Source organism: Natronosalvus vescus, from assembly GCF_023973145.1.
Classification (GTDB): domain Archaea; phylum Halobacteriota; class Halobacteria; order Halobacteriales; family Natrialbaceae; genus Natronosalvus; species Natronosalvus vescus.
In genome coordinates, this window is record NZ_CP099546.1 from 2,544,751 (window position 1) to 2,563,244 (window position 18,494).

Annotated in this window: 17 protein-coding genes and 1 pseudogene; 5 read left to right on the top strand and 13 right to left on the bottom strand. The window is 65.1% G+C overall.

Annotated elements, in window-relative coordinates; genetic code table 11:
* Positions 1-52: 52 nt before the first annotated feature.
* The 8 genes and pseudogenes from NGM68_RS12170 to NGM68_RS12205 all read right to left on the bottom strand — a co-directional run bounded on the left by NGM68_RS12170 (position 53) and on the right by NGM68_RS12205 (position 7,279).
* Complete coding sequence (locus NGM68_RS12170; protein ID WP_252698483.1) at positions 53-805, bottom strand: adenosylcobinamide amidohydrolase; 753 nt, start codon at positions 803-805, stop codon at positions 53-55.
* Positions 798-1,829: a threonine-phosphate decarboxylase CobD gene (cobD, locus tag NGM68_RS12175; protein WP_252698485.1), complete on the bottom strand. Its 1,032-nt coding sequence runs from the start codon at positions 1,827-1,829 to the stop codon at positions 798-800. Before cobD ends, NGM68_RS12170 begins: the two co-directional genes overlap by 8 nt.
* A complete protein-coding gene (locus NGM68_RS12180) occupies positions 1,819-2,865 on the bottom strand; it encodes a nicotinate-nucleotide--dimethylbenzimidazole phosphoribosyltransferase (RefSeq protein WP_252698487.1) in 1,047 nt (348 codons plus the stop codon). Before NGM68_RS12180 ends, cobD begins: the two co-directional genes overlap by 11 nt.
* A 149-nt stretch (positions 2,866-3,014) precedes the next feature.
* Positions 3,015-3,623 (bottom strand): annotated as a pseudogene (locus NGM68_RS12185) (NTP transferase domain-containing protein); the annotation flags it as partial.
* Entirely contained in the window at positions 3,623-4,465 is an 843-nt protein-coding gene (gene cobS, locus NGM68_RS12190; protein WP_252698489.1) for an adenosylcobinamide-GDP ribazoletransferase, read from the bottom strand. The gene cobS and the pseudogene NGM68_RS12185, both read right to left, overlap by 1 nt.
* Entirely contained in the window at positions 4,462-5,490 is a 1,029-nt protein-coding gene (gene cbiB / locus NGM68_RS12195) for an adenosylcobinamide-phosphate synthase CbiB (RefSeq protein ID WP_252698490.1), read from the bottom strand. The genes cobS and cbiB overlap by 4 nt, the downstream gene beginning before the upstream one ends.
* Positions 5,487-6,206, bottom strand: a complete 720-nt coding sequence (locus tag NGM68_RS12200) for an HAD family hydrolase (protein WP_252698492.1) — start codon at positions 6,204-6,206, stop codon at positions 5,487-5,489. Before NGM68_RS12200 ends, cbiB begins: the two co-directional genes overlap by 4 nt.
* A gap of 476 nt (positions 6,207-6,682) precedes the next feature.
* Positions 6,683-7,279: a DUF7344 domain-containing protein gene (locus NGM68_RS12205; protein ID WP_252698493.1), complete on the bottom strand. Its 597-nt coding sequence runs from the start codon at positions 7,277-7,279 to the stop codon at positions 6,683-6,685.
* Between the two features lie 1,084 nt (positions 7,280-8,363).
* Between NGM68_RS12205 and NGM68_RS12210 the strand changes: the two genes are divergently transcribed.
* Positions 8,364-9,317 carry a transcription initiation factor IIB gene (locus tag NGM68_RS12210; protein WP_252698494.1) on the top strand — a complete coding sequence of 318 codons (954 nt, stop codon included), beginning with the start codon at positions 8,364-8,366 and terminating at the stop codon, positions 9,315-9,317.
* A 239-nt stretch (positions 9,318-9,556) separates the two neighbouring features.
* Here NGM68_RS12210 and NGM68_RS12215 read toward each other — a convergent pair whose 3' ends face one another.
* Positions 9,557-9,733, bottom strand: coding sequence for a hypothetical protein (locus NGM68_RS12215; RefSeq protein ID WP_252698496.1), 177 nt, complete (start codon positions 9,731-9,733; stop codon positions 9,557-9,559).
* Positions 9,734-10,085: 352 nt separating this feature from the next.
* On the opposite strand from NGM68_RS12215, the gene NGM68_RS12220 reads away from it, so the two are divergent.
* Complete coding sequence (locus tag NGM68_RS12220; protein ID WP_425493567.1) at positions 10,086-12,065, top strand: DEAD/DEAH box helicase; 1,980 nt, start codon at positions 10,086-10,088, stop codon at positions 12,063-12,065.
* 107 nt (positions 12,066-12,172) lie between these two features.
* On the opposite strand, the gene NGM68_RS12225 is transcribed toward NGM68_RS12220, so the two are convergent.
* Both NGM68_RS12225 and NGM68_RS12230 read right to left on the bottom strand, forming a co-directional pair.
* Positions 12,173-12,565, bottom strand: a complete 393-nt coding sequence (locus tag NGM68_RS12225) for a hypothetical protein (RefSeq protein ID WP_252698498.1) — start codon at positions 12,563-12,565, stop codon at positions 12,173-12,175.
* Positions 12,566-12,740: 175 nt separating this feature from the next.
* Positions 12,741-12,947: a hypothetical protein gene (locus NGM68_RS12230; RefSeq protein ID WP_252698499.1), complete on the bottom strand. Its 207-nt coding sequence runs from the start codon at positions 12,945-12,947 to the stop codon at positions 12,741-12,743.
* 193 nt (positions 12,948-13,140) lie between these two features.
* Here NGM68_RS12230 and NGM68_RS12235 point away from each other — a divergent pair, with 193 nt between their 5' ends.
* Positions 13,141-15,003: a helicase HerA domain-containing protein gene (locus NGM68_RS12235; RefSeq protein WP_252698501.1), complete on the top strand. Its 1,863-nt coding sequence runs from the start codon at positions 13,141-13,143 to the stop codon at positions 15,001-15,003.
* Between the two features lie 136 nt (positions 15,004-15,139).
* Here the strand turns inward: NGM68_RS12235 and NGM68_RS12240 are convergent, their stop codons facing one another.
* Positions 15,140-15,856 carry a class I SAM-dependent methyltransferase gene (locus NGM68_RS12240; protein WP_252698503.1) on the bottom strand — a complete coding sequence of 239 codons (717 nt, stop codon included), beginning with the start codon at positions 15,854-15,856 and terminating at the stop codon, positions 15,140-15,142.
* A 186-nt stretch (positions 15,857-16,042) separates the two neighbouring features.
* Entirely contained in the window at positions 16,043-16,255 is a 213-nt protein-coding gene (locus NGM68_RS12245; RefSeq protein ID WP_252698504.1) for a hypothetical protein, read from the bottom strand.
* An 85-nt stretch (positions 16,256-16,340) separates the two neighbouring features.
* Between NGM68_RS12245 and NGM68_RS12250 the strand changes: the two genes are divergently transcribed.
* Positions 16,341-16,691 (top strand): MazG nucleotide pyrophosphohydrolase domain-containing protein, encoded by a 351-nt coding sequence (locus tag NGM68_RS12250; protein ID WP_252698506.1) that lies wholly within the window; start codon positions 16,341-16,343, stop codon positions 16,689-16,691.
* Between the two features lie 229 nt (positions 16,692-16,920).
* On the top strand, positions 16,921-18,444 hold the full coding sequence (locus NGM68_RS12255) for an MATE family efflux transporter (protein WP_252698507.1): 1,524 nt from the start codon (positions 16,921-16,923) through the stop codon (positions 18,442-18,444).
* Positions 18,445-18,494: the final 50 nt, after the last annotated feature.

Below are 18,494 nucleotides of genomic sequence, written 5' to 3' on the forward strand. Positions count from 1 at the left end.
GAAGGGAACGGAGGCGGTTAACAGTACTGTCAAATGCCCCAACTGAACGCCGCTACAGCCGAAAGACCGTCGCTCGAGCGTCAGTCGAGACGCCATACGTTGCGGCCGAAACGGACTCCGGAACCGTCGCGTCCGTTGTCTCGTATCGGGAGGTGAGCGCCGCCGTCACGGCCTCCCGGACACATGCTCGCGTGGCTGCACCGACGTCCGTTGCGCTGCCCGAAAACGGCCGCGATTGTCCCGCCGGGTCGTGGCCGACGACGATCGCGTCAGTCGTGGTGCCGGGAAAGCCCGTCCGAGTCAGCAGGGTCGCCGCCTTGGCTTCGGCCGCGACCGCGAGCAGGTTCTCGAGTGCCCCGGCCTCGAGTGCCCGCGTGGTGCCGACGACGAGGTTGACGGTGCCGGGTGGAGCGGTCGTGTCCGATTGCCCGCTCGACGACTCCTCGAGACGGTGGCGATCGCGTTCGCCGCTCGGTTTCATCGGCAGCGCTGCCGGGTTCGAGACGCCTGCGGTGGCGTAGACGGTGACCGAGTCGTGGTGGGCCCCGCGGGCGTGCTCGAGGTCGACACCAGTGAGGAGGACGGGCGCCTCGTCACGTGGGTAGCCCGCATCGGCGAGTCGCGCATCGACGTAGGGCGCGAGGTCGTCGCAGTTCCACCCCTCCGGGACGGAGATGTTGTAGGTACAATCTGCTCCCGTTCGGCCGCCGTTCCAGCCCGTCGAGAGCCACTCGGTGTCGGGTCGACTGATGCGCAGGACGCCGTCTCGTCGCTCCGCCTCGTACGCGGGCGCTGACTCAGCCATCGGTCAACACCTCGAGCAACCGATCGTTGGAGGCCCGATCTTTGATCGCCACGCGGACATGGGAGTCGAGGCCGCGAAAGGAGGTCGCGTCGCGGATGACGACGCCAGCCTCTCGGGTTCGTCGACACAGCGAATCGACGTCCTCGTCGCCAATGACCTCGAGCAGTAGAAACGGTGCGTCCGACGGGGTGACCTCGTAGCGGTCGTCCGCGGCGAGCGTGTCGGTCATACGTTCCCGTTCCTCAGCGACCTCCCGTCGCGTCCCCCGGACGAACTCCGTCTGACGCATGCAATGTGCACCAACGGCGGCCGTGGGCGTCCCCAGGTTCCACGCGCGTCGGGCGATCTCGAGTCGTTCCCGGATCTCTCCAGTGGCGACCGCGAACCCGGCCCGTAGTCCCGGCAGGCCGAACAGTTTGGTGAGCGACCGGGCGACGACGACGTGATCGTCGTGGCCGGCCATCGACGGCTCGTCGGTGAACCCGAGGAAGGCTTCGTCGACGAGCAGCGTCGTCTCCGCCGCACGACAGCGGTCGGCGAACGTCTCGACTCGCGAGCGTGGGGTGAGTTCCCCGGTCGGATTGTTCGGGGTGCAGATGATGACTAGCGAGGCCTCCAGAAGCGTCACATCGTCGACCTCGCACAACTCGTCGTGGGGCACGAACCGGGGCGTCGCCCCTTGCAGTCGAACCTCGCGGGCGTACTCGCCGAAGCTCGGTGCCGGTACCAGGACCGTCTCGCCGGGCTCGAGGCAGGCCTCGAGCGTCAGTCGAATCGCCGCGAGGCCGCCGGGGGTCGGGATTACGTCGTTTTCGCTACAACCGACGTAGTCCGACACAGCGGCCCGGTAGTCCGGATACGCGTCGTCAGGGTATCGTCGAGCCGTCTCGAGCGCATCCGCGTACACGTCGATGACCCTGTCCGGAATGCGGGGATTGGTGTTCGCCGAGAAATCCAGCAGCGACCGGTCGGGCTCACCCCCGTGGGGGACGCGAGATACGGTCTCGACGCTGTCAGGATTCATCGCCGACCTCCTCCGATATCGGTCGTTCGTCCTGGTGCGTCGTCTCCGACTCGTCCTCGATGCCGAGGCGCTCACAGACCGTTTCGATCCGCCCCCGCACCGTCGCGAACGAGCCGTCGGGGACGAGCGAGAGTGCCCCGCCCATCGCCACGCCCTCTTTCGCCTCGCCGGCGCAATAGCGCGTCATGGCGACGTGATCCGCACGATCGAACCCGGGATCGGTGACGGTCACCTCGAGATTGAATCGGTCGGCCGCCTCCGCGAGGTCGACGGCGGGGTCGTCGGCAACGAAGGCGGTCGTCGCCAGGGAGAGCGGATCGTCGATCCCGGCGTGACGAAGGATCGCCGCGGCGGCCACCAGCTGGGTGCCGCCGCCGAGCGTGACGTCGATGTCGGCCTCGAGTGCGCCCGCGGCGACGCCCGCGACCGCGGCTTGGACGGGATCGCCGACGTCCTCGATTGCCGCCACCGGCTCACCCGCACACGCACCGGGCTCGAGATCGCTCGACTCGAGTCCCGACGAGACGACCGTGCGCTTTCGCTCGAGCGGGTTCTCGGGCAGGGACGAGGAGACCGACAGTGGCTCGCCGAGGGCAGTCATCACGCCAAGGGCCGTCGTCGTCCCGCCCGGGATCGTCTCCCCGATGAGGAGTTCGTCGTCGGGGAGACTCGAGCCGAACGTCACCGCGCGGTCGTAGATCGCTGTGGCGTCTGAAACCGCTGTGGCGGCTCTGATATCGGCGCCCGGCTCGGCTCCGACCGAGACGGTCGGCGCGGCCGTCGATTCAGCCAGTCCGGCGTCGAGAACGGTCACGTCGAAGCCGACGACCTCCCTGACGGCGCGGGTGATCGCCGCCGGGGTCGGACAGCCGGTGGGGCTGACCGGTGTTACCGGTGCGGCCGTGGGCCGACCGTAAACGAGGATTTCGGCGTCTGCAGCGGGGGTGTATTTCATCACGTCGGCGGCGGCCCCGGCGGCGCTGAGGCCGTCGATGAGCCCCGTCGCGGTCGATCCGGCGGCGAGGATTACTCGCATCGGTCGCCCTCCGATGTCGGTGTCGTTTCAGTCGTCGGCTCGTCCCCGAGCACTCGTTCACTGTCTGTCCCGTCCCCGAGCGACCGTCTGCTGGACGAACCGTCCTCGAGTGTTCGGTCGGTGCCCGTCGGCCCACCCTCAAAGCGGGCCAGCAGTGTCGCCGCCGCCCGGGCCTCCGATCGTCTGTTCACGTTGCTCGCCAGTCGCCAGTCGGTGATCATCTCGGTCATAGGTTGGGTCGACTCGCCGACGATGTTGACCCCGGTCGGCGCGAGGTGTGGTCGCTCCGGAAGCGTCGTCCCGACGCCGAAGCCGAGGCGGCGTTTCATCGCCACCGGGACGCAGACTGTGAGCGATCTGTTGGCTTCCCCGTCCGCGGTCGTTTCCGTTCGCGTTCGTCGCCGGTAGCGCTCGAGCACGGTGTCGATCACCGCTCCCTCAAGCAACGGGAGATCGGCGGCGACGGTCAGTACGGGCGTTGAGAGTGAGTTCGAGGGTGACTCGAGGATCGACTGGAGATCGGCGACGTACCCCTCACCACGTGTCTCGAGAACCTCGACCTCGAGCCCCGCGGGGGACTCGTTCTCGAGGAGATGGGCCCGGGTATCCGGCGCGTTCGGTGAGACGGCAGCGACCACCGTCTCGACCTGGCTTTCCCGGAGTGCCTCCAGGACGCGATCGATCATCGTCACCCCGCCGATTTCGAACAGCGGCTTCTCGACCGGGCTCTCGAGGCGCGACCCCTCGCCGCCACACATCACCAGAACGTCCACGCGATCACCCCCACGTGAAGCCCGAGGATGCGGCCGATCTCGTTCGCTGCGCCGAACACGTCGCCGGAGACGCCCTCGAGGTGGCGGTGGGCCCACCACCACGGGAGTGCGGTGCCGAGGAGTCCGCCAGCGAGTGCCAGGCCGGCGACCGGTTGTGGCCACGTCAGGGCGAGTACCGGGATCGACAGCAGTGTGGGAACCACGAACGCGCTGGGATCGGTGGCGCTCGTCAACTGTGAGCCGAACCCGTCGTGTGCGGCCGTTCCGAAGCAGGCCATGGCGGCCATCCCGAGTTTGGCACCGACCTCGGCGGCGATGACGGCCGCGACAGCGACCGCGAGCGGGATGCCCGCGAGGGAGAGCCCTGCCATGAGAAGTCCCGCGATGACGACGACGACCGCCAGGACGGCTCCGACACCCGCGGTCGTATCCGTCATGACGGCTCGTCTGCGCTCGGTATCGCCGTGAACGACGACCGCATCGCCGAGGTCGGCGACGCCGTCGAGGTGATTGATACCGGTCAGGAGGTAGATTCCGACCAGGTAGGCCACGGTTACCGTCGGAGCCGGCAGCCCGGACGTCAGAAACACCAGCAGTCCCAGCAGCGAGCCGACGAGCCAGCCGACGACCGGGATCGTCCACGGCCGCGATCGGAAGGCGTCCCAGTCAGTTGCCGCCGCACCGTCGGCACCACCACCTGAACCGACCCGTGGAACCGGGAGCCGCGTCAGAAACGTGACCGCACCCCGGAGCGCTTGAAGCCAATCGCCGACGATCGACCCTTGGGATCGGTTCGATTGTCGCGATCGTCGCGGTCGTCGCGTCATCCAGTAGCCTCCGCCTCGAGCGCCAATTCGAGAGCACCTGCCTCGAGATGCTCCGGCTGTCCAGCGGCGAGGGCTTCGAAAGACGACCCGACCACCCACTCTAGTGCTGGAGCGACGACGGCGAACAGTGCCGCGAGACCGACCAGACACACCGCGGCGAGGCCGACCACGGAGACCGCCCGTCGGCCGTCCGCGAGCGTGGGTGGCGACGCGTCGGGACACAACACGTACGCGTCGGGCTTCTCGAGTCGAACGTCGAGCCCACAGGCCAGCGTCGCCATCGGCCACCCCGAGTTCGGCGAGGCGGGCACCCGCGCCCACCGGCGCGCTTGAGCGAGCGCCCGGGGGCGTCTCGAGGCGAGGGCGAGACACAGCGCGGTGGCTCGAGCGGGGAGGTACATCATGGCGTCGTCGAGGCGGGCGCTCGCGGTACCGATCGGCTTCTCGGGGTAGCCGAGCATCGAATCGAGCGTGTTGACGCCTTTTACCCAGGCAGCGACGGCGGCCGCGGTCGGGAGCGAAATCGGTGCCAGCAGCGCGAAGGGAAGGAGCGTCGACGCGAAGCCATCAGCGAGGTTTTCGGCCGCGCTTTCGATCGCCGCCGAGCGGACGTCCTCGTCGGTGAGCGTCGTCGCGTCGCGGCCGACCAGTCCGCGAACGCGCTCGCGGGCGGTCTCGAGGTCGGCGGCGGTCGCCTCGATCACCTCCTGAGTCAGATCCAGGAGCATCCGAACGCTCGTCGTCAGGGCGAGGACGACGGTAGCGGCGAGGATGCCAGCAAACGGATGGAACGCCGTTGCGAGGAGGACGAATCCGCCGGCGACGGCGGCCGGGAGCAACGGCAACGCGAGCGCGACGCCGACCCCGAGCCATCGCTCGGTACCGGGTTCGAGCGTCCACTCCCGATCGACGAGGGCCACCACTCGCCCGAACCAGGCAACGGGGTGGAACGCCGTTCGCGGTTCGCCGACCACTAGGTCGAGTCCGAGCGCCAGGCCGATAACGAGGAGGGTCGTCGCCGTCATCCTCGATCGTCCTCCGGCTGGCAGTCAGTCGTCTCGGCACCGGTATCGACGGAATCGCACTCGAGCGTGTCGAACGCTTCGGGCGTTTCGAGCGAGTCGAGCGAGTCGAGTCGGCCGGGAACCGCCTCGAGGGGCGTCTGTTCGAGGAGGATCGCGGTACCGCCGATGGCCTCGATCCCGCCATCGGTTCGAGGGTCGTCACCGACGTGGATCAGGTTCGTGGGGTCGACGTCGAGTCGTGACGCCGTCACCTCGAACATCTCAGGAGCCGGTTTGCGCCAGCCACAGCCGATACTGGTGACGATTGCGTCGAAGTCGTCCCGGTCGAGGCCGGCCCTGATGAGGGTTCGACCGACGAGTTCCGGTACGCTACAGTTCGAACAGAGGCCGACGGAACCTCGTTCACGAGCGGCCTCGAGTGCCTCGGGCGCTCCGGGGCGAATCGCGACGACGGGATCGAAGGCGGCGACGACTGCCCGACGAACGACGTTCCCTTCCCACTCGATTCCCGCGCTCGCCAGTGCCCGACCAACGTGGGCTGGCAGCGGGACTTCGGCACCCTCGGGGGCGTCGACCCACGGACGTGCGTAGCGCTCGTGCCAGTCTTCGGGGATCGCAACGTCCCGTTTCTCGAGTTCGGCTGCCACCGCCGTCGCGGGGTCTGCTGGACGCTCAGTACGGACGAGCGTCCCGAACAGGTCGAACGATACTGCCACGTGCGTGTAACTGGTACAAGTTTACTTGAGTTTCGCGGTCGCACGTCGGGGCGGTGGCTACCGAACTCGAGTGACGTCCACTACGTAGAGAAGGCGGCTCCCGCGTCAGGGAACAGATTGCTGGCACGCGAACTGCTCCGGTACTGGATGACGGTCGTCGGGAGCCAGTTACTGGTACGAACTCGAGAACTAAAAGTCCTTCTGGGTATTACAGCCCCTGGTACGTCGGGCGGTTACAGTGGCAGATTTCTCGGCGATGTGACGGAACGTGTTGACACCGGCTCGAGCCGGGGTGAGTACCGAGAATCGTGCCCCGTCGAGTCGGAAATCGATTCCCGTAGAGATCGGTGCGGAACCGGTCGCCTCACTATTCGGGGTGATCGATGAGTCGACCCTCTCTCCGTTCAGGGTGGGGGATACACTACTCAGATCACGCTCCGAGGGGTGGTCGACGAACCGGTCGCGTTGCGTTCCGATCACGTGATCCGCGCCAGCTTCTGCTCCACGACCTGCTGAACCCGATGGTTCACGAACACGTGAACGGCTGACAGGACGAGGAAGGCGGCGATGACCACGCCGGCGAGAACGGTCATCGGGAGGGCGGCAAACCCGGGGACACCGAGCGCTGCGGCGGCGAGGATCGTTGCGCCGATGAGGCTCGTCGCTGCGTACCATCGATCCCACCGATCCCGTTGGTGGGTGTCCGTATCGAGGTACATCACGAGCAGGTCGGCGTTGTCCGAGAGCGTGATGAGGCCACGATCCTGGTCGTAATCGACGATTCCCGCGTCGTCCATCTTCGGCAAGTGCGTCTGGTAGAGGGCTACGTAGACGCGTTTGCGCTGATCGGAACTCAACGCGTTCACGTCGGTGTCGTTCTCCCAGGCGGCGATCTGTTCGGCCAGTTCACCCAGGGTTACCGTCTCCTCGGCGTCGAGGAGATAGGTCAGTACCTCACGCCGCCGTCGGTTTTTCAGCAACTCGAAGATGACGTCTTTCGAGAGCGTTTCGTCAGTATCGTTGGCCGTAACGGAGGTAATCTCTTCGGGGAGGGAGGTATCGATCGAGGACATTACTGACACCTCTCGGTTGCTTCATACGGATTGCTGTAACTTTTCACCGGTGATTGCCCCACCGGGTCGGAAATCACCGGTAAGAGACTACCGCAAACCGTATCGGGGCTATACGCTGGTCGAGGCAGTTCCGGTCGCCACGGTTCATCGGTCGCGTCGTTTCGCTCGAGCAGTTGGCTGCGTATCGCAACCATAACACCGTCAAATCCCTCTGAATGCAACCGCTGCACTGGCGAGGGGAAACTCGCAGTCACGTTTGACACACCATTTCTTACGCCAACGGTGACTCTCTTAAACACGGTCACGTTTTGCATGGGTTGCGAAGGCGGTACGCGCCCACTTCGATGCTCGAGGTGCGGATCTGTCGGTGGATCGGACTCGAGGTGCGCAGTGGTCGAACCAGCGGGTGAGTTCTCGAGCGTCGCCATAGACCCGTAAACGGTGCCAATCGGTCGTTTGGTAGTCGTTTCGGACGACCGACCGATGGTATCGAATCGTTGCACAGGGTGCGGGTTTCGGTGACGGATCGGAACGCGATCGTTCGTCGGCGATGAACGGGTAGGTGTGACATACGCGGGGGTGGTCTGGTCTGCGATCTCACTCGAGCCTTCGTCGAAACCCATGGTACCCGAAGCGTGTTGCCGGCGTGTACGCGCCACACCCTCCCACCTTCGTGGTCGACTGCTTAACGGTCGTGGTCGGTTCGCCATCGAAGCCCGAGTTTACTCCGTACAGTCGACTGTTACCGACCGATTTCGATGGATCGACACTGACTGCGCGACCGCCGCGATTCCATTGCGTTCGTTGGCGACGCCAGGGGTGTCAGGTGGCGTTGTCGGCACCCATCGGTGCAGAACGGACGAACAGTCCAGGGGCGTCTTCGTCCGCGAGTGTGTCCGGCTGTGGGAACGAGCATCGTCGCAATCGGTACGTACCCTGTGTCGTCGCTCGAGGCCGTAGGATCGGTTCAGGGGCGAACCACTGGTGACTTTTCGTTCGGAACACATAGCGTTTGGAAAGTCGGTGTTACCATCGAAACCATCTGTGCCCCTTACAACCACGGCTGGGTTCTCACCGCGTACTGATGACGCGGTCCGTTAGCGAACAGATACGAGACGAGTCACCGCGGACGAACACCGGCCGGTGTCCAGATTGCGAAACGAGCACAGTCGTAAGTGACCCCGACCGCGGCGAGCTGGTCTGTCGGGAGTGCGGCCTCGTGTTGAGCGAGGATCCCATCGACTACGGGCCAGAGTGGCGGGCGTTCAACGCCAAAGAGCACGATCAGCTCTCACGCGTCGGCGCACCGCTCACCCAGTCGATGCACGACCGCGGTCTGACGACCACTATCGACTGGCGCAATCGTGACGCAAACGGACACACGATGTCGGCCGACAAACACGGCCAACTCCACCGACTTCGCGTCTGGCAGGAGCGCATCCGGACGAAGAACGCCGGCGAACGCAACCTCAAGTACGCTCTCTCGGAAATCGATCGGATGGCGAGCGCACTCGGGCTCCCCAACCCGGTCAAAGAGACCGCGAGCGTGATCTATCGACGGGCACTCGATCAGGATCTCATTCGCGGCCGATCGATCGAGGGCGTGGCCACGAGCGCCCTCTACACGGCCTGTCGGGAGGAGGGGATTCCTCGCAGTCTCGAGGAAGTAACCGCCGTCTCACGCGTCGACCAACGCGAGATCGGTCGCACCTACCGTTACATCGCCGACGAACTGGATATCAACCTCGAGCCAACGAACCCGCGCCAGTTCGTGCCCCGATTCTGCTCGGAACTCGAGGTCGGCAACGACGTCGAATCGAAGGCGATCGAAATCATCGACGCGACGACCAGGCAGGGACTCCACTCCGGCAAATCTCCGACCGGTTTCGCCGCCGCCGCGATCTACGCGGCAGGATTGCTCTGTAACGAGACGATTCCACAGCGGGCGGTCGCCCAGACGGCGCAGACGACCGTCGTCACCGTACGAAATCGCTATCGGGAACAGCTCGAGGCGATCGGTCACGAAGAAATCGCGTGATGGTGGTGTTCTTTTCGCGTCGGTCACGGTCGCGTCGACAGCGACGGTCGCTGTCGCCGGCATAGCGTCGAGTTTCATCGAGGTCGGTCTGTCTCGAGCGGTTGCCACGGCCAGTTTCAGGGTAGCAGTCGGTCTCGAGGCTTCGGCCTGTGGCGAGTTTAGGCGGTGTCGAGGCCGGGGTCTATGGCGAGTTTAGGCGGTGTCGAGGCCGCGGCCTGAACCTGTGGCGTTCGGCCAGCTTACATAATCGATCGTTCGTCACCGGTATACACGTCCTCGTTGAGGAGTGCGTGTAGGTTCTCGTAGGGGACAAACGCGATGAACTGCTCGTCGTCGTCGTACAGCTCGAGTCCTTTGTCGGTTCGGTCGTACCGTTCACAGCGAATCTGGCCTTCGGGTAAGATAGCACGGTACATACGTACGGTTACGTCACCAGGCCCTATAGCGGTTTGGCCGGTCGGTTGTAGTCTCGTACCGAAAATCGCCTGTACCGTATCGGTGATTTTTGGAAAACAGTTACAACCGACCGTATGAGCACAACCATTATCAGTTTGAATCCGGAACGTCTGAATGGCGCATACGTCCACCATACCACCTACCACTGTGCGCCCGGCTGTGTCCATACAGCCGTTTTTGGCGAAACCACTCCTTACTCACCGTCGATTTAATTCCCTCGAGACGCACTGCCGATTCGACTCCCTCGAGACGAATCGTTCGCCCAACTGCACGAACGAAATCTGTTTACCGCCAAGCCCGATAGCATGGACAGTGACCGACGAACAGCCCTCCCCATCGGATGACGAACCCGTGGATTCCGCGGATTCGACGGCTGCCGAGGACGACCTGACCGGACTCTCGCTCTCGCAGTTTCACGACGCTTGCCAGCGAGCGGGTCGGCCGGTCGTCACCGCGTCGGAAGTCGCCCGCGCGGTCGAGCGCGCACAGACCGCGGTGAGCGACGATCTGGAATCCCTCGCCACGGACGGTGTGCTCGAGCGATTGGCCGTCTCGCGAGATCCCGTCGTCTGGTTCCCGTCGGAACTCGAGGATCTCACCGAACGCGAGCGGGTGGTCGTCTTCCCCAAACGCCGTGAGATCCTCGTCGATCAACCGGAACAGTTCACCCGCGCCCAGCTTTCGCAGTTCGCCCACCTCGCGGATACGAACGGCGAGGGTGGATACCGGTACCTCGTCCGCCCAGAGGACGTCTGGCAGGCGCCACACGACTCGTTTTCGGGGCTCCGTCGAACGATGCGCCAGGCGCTCGGCCAGCGATCGGACGCCCTCGAGGACTGGGTCGAGAGCCAGTGGGATCGCGCCAGCCAGTTCCGACTCACCACCCATCCCGACGGCTACACGGTGCTCGAGGCGCGATCCCCCGAGATAATGGGCAACGTCGCCAGACAGAAACTCGACGAATCGCACGTCCACGCGCCCATCTCCGACACCGAAGACTGGGTGCGAGAGGGATCGGAGGCGGCGATCAAGCGCACCCTCTACGAGGCGGGGTACCCCGTCCGGGACGACCGCGACCTCGAGTCCGGGGAGCCCCTAGAGTTCGCCCTCGAGGTCTCACTCCGGGACTACCAGCAGACCTGGGTCGATCGCTTCCTCGAGCAGGGCGAGGGCGTCTACGTCGGCCCGCCGGGGAGCGGGAAGACGATCGCCGCCATTGCGACGATGGAGCGCGTCGGCGGGGAGACGCTGATCCTCGTCCCGAGCCGTGACCTCGCGCGTCAGTGGGCCGAAACCATCGTCGACGTGACGTCGCTCGACCCGAGCCAGGTCGGCCAGTACCACGGCGGCCAGAAGACGATCCGGCCGGTGACGGTCGCCACCTACCAAATCGCGGGGATGGATCGCCACCGCTCGCTCTTCGACGAGCGCGAGTGGGGGCTGGTGGTCTTCGACGAGTGCCAGCACGTCCCTTCGGACGTCTACCGCCGTAGCACCCACCTCCAGTCCCGTCACCGACTGGGATTGTCGGCGAGTCCAGTGCGGGAGGACGACCGCGTCGCCGAAATCTTCACCCTGATCGGGCCGCCGATCGGCACCGACTGGGAGGCGCTGTTCGAGGCCGGCTTCGTCGCCGAACCCGAACTCGAGATCCGGTACGTGCCGTGGGGAGACGACGAACACGGAAACGCCTACGGCTCAGCCGACGGCCGCGAACGCTACCGGCTCGCGGCGACGAACCCCGGCAAGGTACAGGAGGTTCGGTACCTGCTCGCCGCCCATCCCAACGCACGGGCGCTCGTGTTCGTCGACTACCTCGAGCAGGGTCGCGACATCGCGGCGGCACTGGACGTCCCCTTCCTGAGCGGCGAGACGCCCCACCTCGAGCGCCAGCGACTGCTCGATGCGTTCCGGCACGACGAACTCGACACGCTCGTCCTCTCACGGGTGGGCGACGAGGGGATCGACCTGCCGAGTGCGGATCTGGCGATCGTCGCCTCCGGGTTAGGTGGGTCGCGACGACAGGGAACCCAGCGAGCGGGTCGGACGATGCGACCCGCTGGCGGCGCGCTGATGTACGTGCTGGCGACGCGCGGGACGCGAGAGGAGGAGTTCGCCCGGCGACAGCTCCAGCACCTCGGTCGACAGGGGGTGACGGTTCGCGAGGAGACCGTCGAGCGCGACCTCGAGGGCGAGGACGAGGCCGAGGTCGACGCCGAGGGTGGGGTCGACACCGAGCGTGATGCAGAGACCGATGGTGACTCGACGGCGACGTCCGATGAACCTAGCTGAACTCGGTAGTCGCGGCTGTTTCACTGTTTGTTCGCGCTCCGATCGAGACAGGTTCGAGAGACCATCCGAACGACTGCTATCTCCTCGAGAGCGCGTCTGAGCAACCGCTACAGTTCCACGCGAGGGGTGGCGACCTGGCCGTCGGGTTCGGCCGCAGCCTCGGCCTCCGCGTCGGCTTCGACGACCGCGGCTCGCTCGGCCTCGGCGGGAACCCGGGTCACCTCCTCGACGGTTACACCGAAGGCGTCGTTCAGCTCGCGTCTCACGAGCGCCAGATCCTCGCCACGCTCGCCGACGAGGTCGATCCGGGCCTCGAGCGTGACGGTCGTATCGTTCAGGCCGGGCTCGAGGCCGCGGACGGTGGCGTCGACGACGCGGTCGACGGTCGCGACTCGTTCGACGATTCGTGCGCCCGCAGTGACGAGGTCGCCAGTCGCGTTCACGGGAACGCGCACGGCGAGCGTCGCCACGACGGTACGTGGGTAGTCTGTTCGTGCCATGAGTCCCCCGCCGCGAGTCGAACGCGGCGGGTGGGCGGTGCCCACGCGGTGTCCAACACCGGGGGAAACCGCGTGATTCAGACTCGTCGGCCAAACGGGAGCGTCGAGACACCGACCACCAATAGCAGTGTGGGGCCAGTGTGTGAAGACAAACCGTCCGGCCGGACGAATGAACCTACGCGGCGCGGACGGTGACCCCGTCGACCATGTTCGACGGAATCGGGTGACCGGATTCCAGTCCACGACCTGCGAGTCCGGGGGTACCGGAGTCAGCGGTGACGCCATACCGTCCGGAGACGGCGGCGACACCGACCTTCCCGGCCCACGCGTTGCCACTCGGGGTGGCGCTTGCGTCGGTCGGGACGGTCGTGGTGGTGATCATCGGTGGTCGTGATCGCTCGGTGGCGATCAGCTATCGAACACATCTGGCCGGAGTGTCATAATCGTTTCCCCGGGTTGACAGAAGTTCGCACACCTCGAGGGTCGCGACTGTTACGAAGAGGCGAACCTTCAAGGTAACACGTGGGCAGTGTGTCGATAATGAGCGAGTTGCGTGCACGTGGTGGGGTGAAACGGTGAGCGAGACCCGCGAGGTTCTCGTCGGCGAATCGGCAGCGGGAGACGACGTCACACTCCCCGTGGTCGAACTGCTGACCGGCCGTGGGTTCGTCACCGGGAAGTCGGGATCCGGGAAGTCGAACACGGCATCGGTAATCGCCGAGGAGTTACTCGAGGCGGGCTTTCCCCTGCTCATCGTCGACACCGACGGGGAGTACTACGGGCTGAAAGAGGAGTACGAGATGCTCCACGCGGGTGCCGACGAGGAGTGTGACATCCAGATCGGCCCCGAACACGCCGAACAGATGGCGTCGCTGGCGCTCGAGGAGAACGTGCCCGTGATCCTCGACGTGTCTGGGTATCTCGACGAGGAAGAGGCCGACAAACTGTTGCGGGAGACGGCCCGACAGCTGTTCGTCAAGGAGAAGAAGCTCAAAAAGCCGTTCTTGCTCGTCGTCGAGGAGGTTCACGAGTACATCCCGGAGGGGGGCGGCATGGGCGAAACCGGTCGATTGCTGATTAAAATCGGCAAACGCGGCCGCAAACACGGTCTCGGCATCCTGGGCATCAGCCAGCGGCCAGCGGACGTCAAAAAGGACTTCATCACGCAGGCGAACTGGCTGGTCTGGCATCGACTGACCTGGGAGAACGACACCAAAGTCGTCGGGCGGATCATCGATACGGAGTACTCCGAACTCGTGTCGGAACTCGACGACGGCCAGGCGTTCATCCAGATGGACTGGATGGATGCGGGCGTCAGCAAGATTCAGTTCCGGCGCAAGCGAACCTTCGACGCCGGGGCCACGCCGGGGCTGGACGACTTCGAACGTCCCGAGTTGAAGTCCGTCTCCGACGCGCTGGTCGACGACCTCCAGAACATCTCCGAGCGGAAGAACCGCGAGGAAGACCGGATCGAGGAACTCGAGAAACGGCTCGATTCGAAGGAGTCGCGCATCGAGAGTCTCGAGGACGAACTCTCCTCCGCACGAGACGTCTCGGAGGCGGCCCGACAGATGGCCGACGCGCTCTCCCAGGCCGACACGGTACAGACGACGTTCCCGGATTCCGGCGGCGATCTGCGTCGATTGCACGACGAACTGGTCGAACTCGAGGAGAAGCGGGACGAACTCACCGAACGGCTCGAGGAACGCGAGGCCGAAAACGAGGAACTTCGGGAGGAACTCGAGGAGCGCGACCGGTGGGTGACCGAACTCGAGGAACGAATCGAGCACCTCGAGGCCGAAAACGACGAACTTCGCGAGCGCTGTGTCGAACTCGAGTTGTGGCTCGAGCCCGCCGATGGTGAGGAGCCCGACAATATTCTGGTTGCGCCTGTAGACGACGACTCGAGGGCTGGCGACGTGGGCCAGGCGGACGGGGCCGATGGGTGCGATGGCAGCGACGGAGCCGAGGAACGCGAAGAGACGCCCATCGTCCACGCCGGCGGTGACGACCTCGCGTTCGGCTACACCGACGTCGAGGACGCGAGCGACGAGGAGATCCTCGAAGGCGACGAGCGAACGGTTGCGGAGGTTAGAGAGCGTGAACGCGAACGCGACCTGCTCGTCGCCGACGAGTACGAGACGATCGACGGCCTGCTTGGCCTCGAGGAGATCGAAGCACGCGTCCAGGCGGCCTGTGACGACTCACGGTGTGGCGAACCGACGGCCCGACGCGTCATCGAGACGGTCGCGATCGACGGGCCGCTCGAGACGGAGGCCGTCGCGGCGGCGGTCGACCGGTCACCCGTCGCCGTCCAGAGTCTGCTCTCCGAACTGCGAACCCGAGACGTTCTCGATCGACGGGACGACGGCACCTACGTGCTGGATCGGTGGTTGCTCGAGGCGCTCGAGTCGGTTCCGTCGCCGGAGTCCGACTGAACGACGAGACTCGGCCGACGGTGTCGACATTCTCGATCAGCGACCGGTTCCTGTAATCGTCCCGAATACGTAGTGCACGAGAGTAAAGACGGATCGCCCGCTTCATCGCTGCTATCCATGATAGATCGTTTCTGAATCACCCGACTACCGCTTTCGTCAGTTGGTACGTCATGGGGACGGTATTGTGCGTCTCGTCGAAGTACGCCTCGATAGTCTCGATCGTGTCCTCACGGAGGGTCGGGCGATCGTCTTTCGCAACGTTTTCGAGTGCAACGATGAACATCCCGGATTGGGTCACTGCGGCCTCCCAGTAGTGCGCTGGCGAGAGAACGGGCGTCCGTACCGTCCCGGTCTCGAACGCGATTTCGTCGACGTCGTCACCCAGTCGTTCCCGTACGACGTCGGGATCGCCCCACAGAACGGGTGGATCCGGTGCGTCCGAATTCGGTGGCAGGTATTCGGCCACCGTCTTCCCCATCGCCGGGACGACGCTCGTGGGCGTCCACGCCGTGAACGCGATCTGGCCACCCGATCGCGTGACGCGGATTAGCTCTCGTGCGGCAGCAGTGGGTGGGTCGGCGAACATGTGGCCGACGCACGAGAGCGTGGTGTCGAACGTATCGTCGTCGAAGGGAAGATTCGTCGCAGTACCGTCACGCCAGGAGATGTCCTCGACGCCTGCGATCGCGGCGTTCTCTCGGGCCGCATCGAGCATGGCCGGGGTGATGTCTAGCCCGGCGACGCTGGCACCTCGTCGGGCGGCCGTGATGGCGACGTTTCCGGTTCCACACCCGACGTCCAGCACGACGTCGTCCGAACCGACGTCCGTGGCATCGACGAGGTGCGCTGCCATGGACAGGAATTGTGGTGCGATGTCCGAATACGATCCGAGCGACCACACGCGTTTTGCCTGTTCGTCTGCCGGTGACGTTTCTTGCCCCATGATAGCAAACCACACTATCGACTCGCATAACGCTATGCGTCGAGCAATACCGGAACAACTGCAACGGTGTACACCCCGTCAGTGCGTCCAGATCGGTCACGCGTCCGGATCGTGTAACAGAATCCCGAGATAGATCGAGACGATGGCGGCGGCGACCCCGAGTCCGAAGACGATCGTAAAGACCGAACCGGTGTCGAGGATCGTCGCATCGGTCGTCAGAAAACCGACGAAGCCGACCGCGAGCAGGATAAACGCAAGTGACCGACAGAGGAGGGGAACTCGCTCGAGGGCGTCGCGGGTGACCGTCATCAGCTGTGCAAAGACGTGGCGGACACGAAAAGCTATCGTTCACTTGATCGACGGATATTTGGGTGGATCTCTCGACCGCTCGAGTATGAACGATTCGACCCCGTCCGGAACAGGCGGTGGCGAGAGCGAACTGGACGCCCAGCACCGTGTCGCCGCGTTTCTCGAGGCCAACGACCTCGAGACGGGGCCGTCCTATCGCGTTCTCGACCTCGTTTCGGAAGTCGGCGAGGTCGCAAAGGAGGTGAACACGTCGACGAACTACGGCGATGACCCCGAGGCCGTCGACATCGCTCGTGACGAGATCGGTGACACGTTGTTCGCGCTGCTCGCGCTGTGCGTGGAGGCCGATATCGACGCCGGGGCCGCCTTCGAGGAGGCACTCGAGAAGTACGAGCGGCGGCTGGACGCGGGCGGTAGTGCGGGTTCGGGTTCGTAGGCGAGGGGGTACCTGTCTTCGCTCGTTCGAGTGTCTCTGTTGTTCACTGCCAGTGTCGGGTTGCCAGCCGCCAGCTGCCGTCGTTCGTCGTTCATCGTTCGTCGTTCGTCGTTCGTCGTTCGTCGTATGTGAGCATCACCCGTGACAGATGGTTTCGAATCGAAAGCGGTCGGGACTGCCGCCTCGAGAAGTCCTTTTTATCGGGCTTGAGTAGGGCCCGGTAGTTCTCGTGGCCAGTCGTGTCCCCAACCCGTTCCGACTGCTGATCCTCTGGATCGGCTACGCCCTCGCTCGAGTCGGCCTGATCGAGCGCGAGCGGGCGCGCCGGACGACCGACCTCGCCTGGCCGCGGATCGTCACCGGTATCGCCAGGATGTCAAAAAGCGCCGTCGACGTCGCGATGGTCGGCATCGCGGTCGGCTCGGCAGCGATTGCGGGCGTCGGGTTCGCCGGCCCGTTCTGGGGGCTGGCCTTCTCCGTGGGTGGCGGCGTCGCCGGCGGTACGATCGCGCTCGTCTCCCAGCGCTTTGGCGCCGAGGCCTACGAACAACTCGGGCAGGCGATTCGCTCGAGCGTGTTTCTCGTGATCGTCGTCTCGCTGCCGGTTACGGCGACGTTCTGGCTGTACGCAGAGTCGTTCATCTCGCTGATCACGTCCAATCCGGACGCGATCGGCCACGGCGCGGACTACCTCCGGATCGTCGCCCTCGGTATTCCGTTCGCCGGCCTCAACCTCGTCGGGAGTCGCGTCTTCGTCGGAATGGACGACGCCTGGACGCCGATGCTGGTTCGGGCCGGCGGTGCCGTCGCGAACATCGGGCTCAACGCCGTGTTGATCTTCGGGCTGGATCTCGGCGTCGTGGGGGCGGCCCTCGGCACCGTCTTCGCGAACGTTGCCGTCACCGCTACCTTCGCGATCGGCCTAATCGCAGGGCGCCTCCCCGGCGCTGGCACCTTTCCCGTTCGAGTCGACCCCTTCGGGAGCTACGTCCACGCCTCGACGCTTCATGATCTGGTCACGATCGGCCTCCCGGTGTTTGGTACCAATCTCGTGTGGACGATCGCCGAATTCCCCATGCTCGCCATCGTCGACGTCTTCGGGGAGGACACCGTCGCCGCCTACGTGATCGCCCGGCGCATCTGGGGCGTGATGAACACGCCCGGCTGGGGCTTCGGTCTCGCCTCCTCGAGCCTGGTCGGACAGGAACTGGGGACGGGCGACGAGTCGACGGCCGAACAGTACGGCCGGGAGATCATCCGCTTCGCCGTCGCGGTGTACGCCGTTTCGGCGATTCTCGTGTTTACCTTCGCCGAGCAGATCACGCTGCTGTTTACCGACAACCCGAACGATCCGGCGGTGCCGATCGCCGTCTCGCTCGTCTACGCCGCCTGCGCCGCCGTCATTCTCAGAGGCGTCTCGGGCGGTGCGGCCGGGCCACTCAACGCCAGTGGCGACACCCGGTGGCCGTTCTACAGCCAGTTCCTCGGGATGTTCGGCTTTGCAATTCCGCTGGCGTACCTCGGTGCGAACGGCCTCGAGCTCCCCCCGCTCGAGATCGCCGTTCCCGTCGTCGATCTGTCGGCGACGGTGCCAGGGGTCTCGATTCCTGCGCTCGGCCTGATGGGGCTCTACCTGGCGTTTATCGCCGAAACCGCCGTGCCGGCGGCGGTCAACTACTATCGGTTTACGACCGGGAAGTGGAAGCAGATCAGTCGATCGTACCGGCCTGACACCCCTACCGCCGACGACTGAGACTGACTTTCTTTCCGACCACTGTGACCGAAACGCAGATGTAGGGGGCT

Bases quoted from the DNA above. Each gene is read 5' to 3' on its own strand.
- NGM68_RS12230 (WP_252698499.1), bottom strand. From the start codon at position 12,947: ATGATCACCACCACGACCGTCCCGACCGACGCAAGCGCCACCCCGAGT.
- NGM68_RS12250 (WP_252698506.1), top strand. From the start codon at position 16,341: ATGAACGATTCGACCCCGTCCGGAACAGGCGGTGGCGAGAGCGAACTG.
- cbiB (WP_252698490.1), bottom strand. From the start codon at position 5,490: ATGACGGCGACGACCCTCCTCGTTATCGGCCTGGCGCTCGGACTCGAC.
- NGM68_RS12215 (WP_252698496.1), bottom strand. From the start codon at position 9,733: ATGTACCGTGCTATCTTACCCGAAGGCCAGATTCGCTGTGAACGGTAC.
- NGM68_RS12205 (WP_252698493.1), bottom strand. From the start codon at position 7,279: ATGTCCTCGATCGATACCTCCCTCCCCGAAGAGATTACCTCCGTTACG.
- NGM68_RS12170 (WP_252698483.1), bottom strand. From the start codon at position 805: ATGGCTGAGTCAGCGCCCGCGTACGAGGCGGAGCGACGAGACGGCGTC.
- cobS (WP_252698489.1), bottom strand. From the start codon at position 4,465: ATGACGCGACGACCGCGACGATCGCGACAATCGAACCGATCCCAAGGG.
- NGM68_RS12210 (WP_252698494.1), top strand. From the start codon at position 8,364: ATGACGCGGTCCGTTAGCGAACAGATACGAGACGAGTCACCGCGGACG.
- NGM68_RS12240 (WP_252698503.1), bottom strand. From the start codon at position 15,856: ATGGCAGCGCACCTCGTCGATGCCACGGACGTCGGTTCGGACGACGTC.
- NGM68_RS12245 (WP_252698504.1), bottom strand. From the start codon at position 16,255: ATGACGGTCACCCGCGACGCCCTCGAGCGAGTTCCCCTCCTCTGTCGG.
- cobD (WP_252698485.1), bottom strand. From the start codon at position 1,829: ATGAATCCTGACAGCGTCGAGACCGTATCTCGCGTCCCCCACGGGGGT.
- NGM68_RS12225 (WP_252698498.1), bottom strand. From the start codon at position 12,565: ATGGCACGAACAGACTACCCACGTACCGTCGTGGCGACGCTCGCCGTG.
- NGM68_RS12180 (WP_252698487.1), bottom strand. From the start codon at position 2,865: ATGCGAGTAATCCTCGCCGCCGGATCGACCGCGACGGGGCTCATCGAC.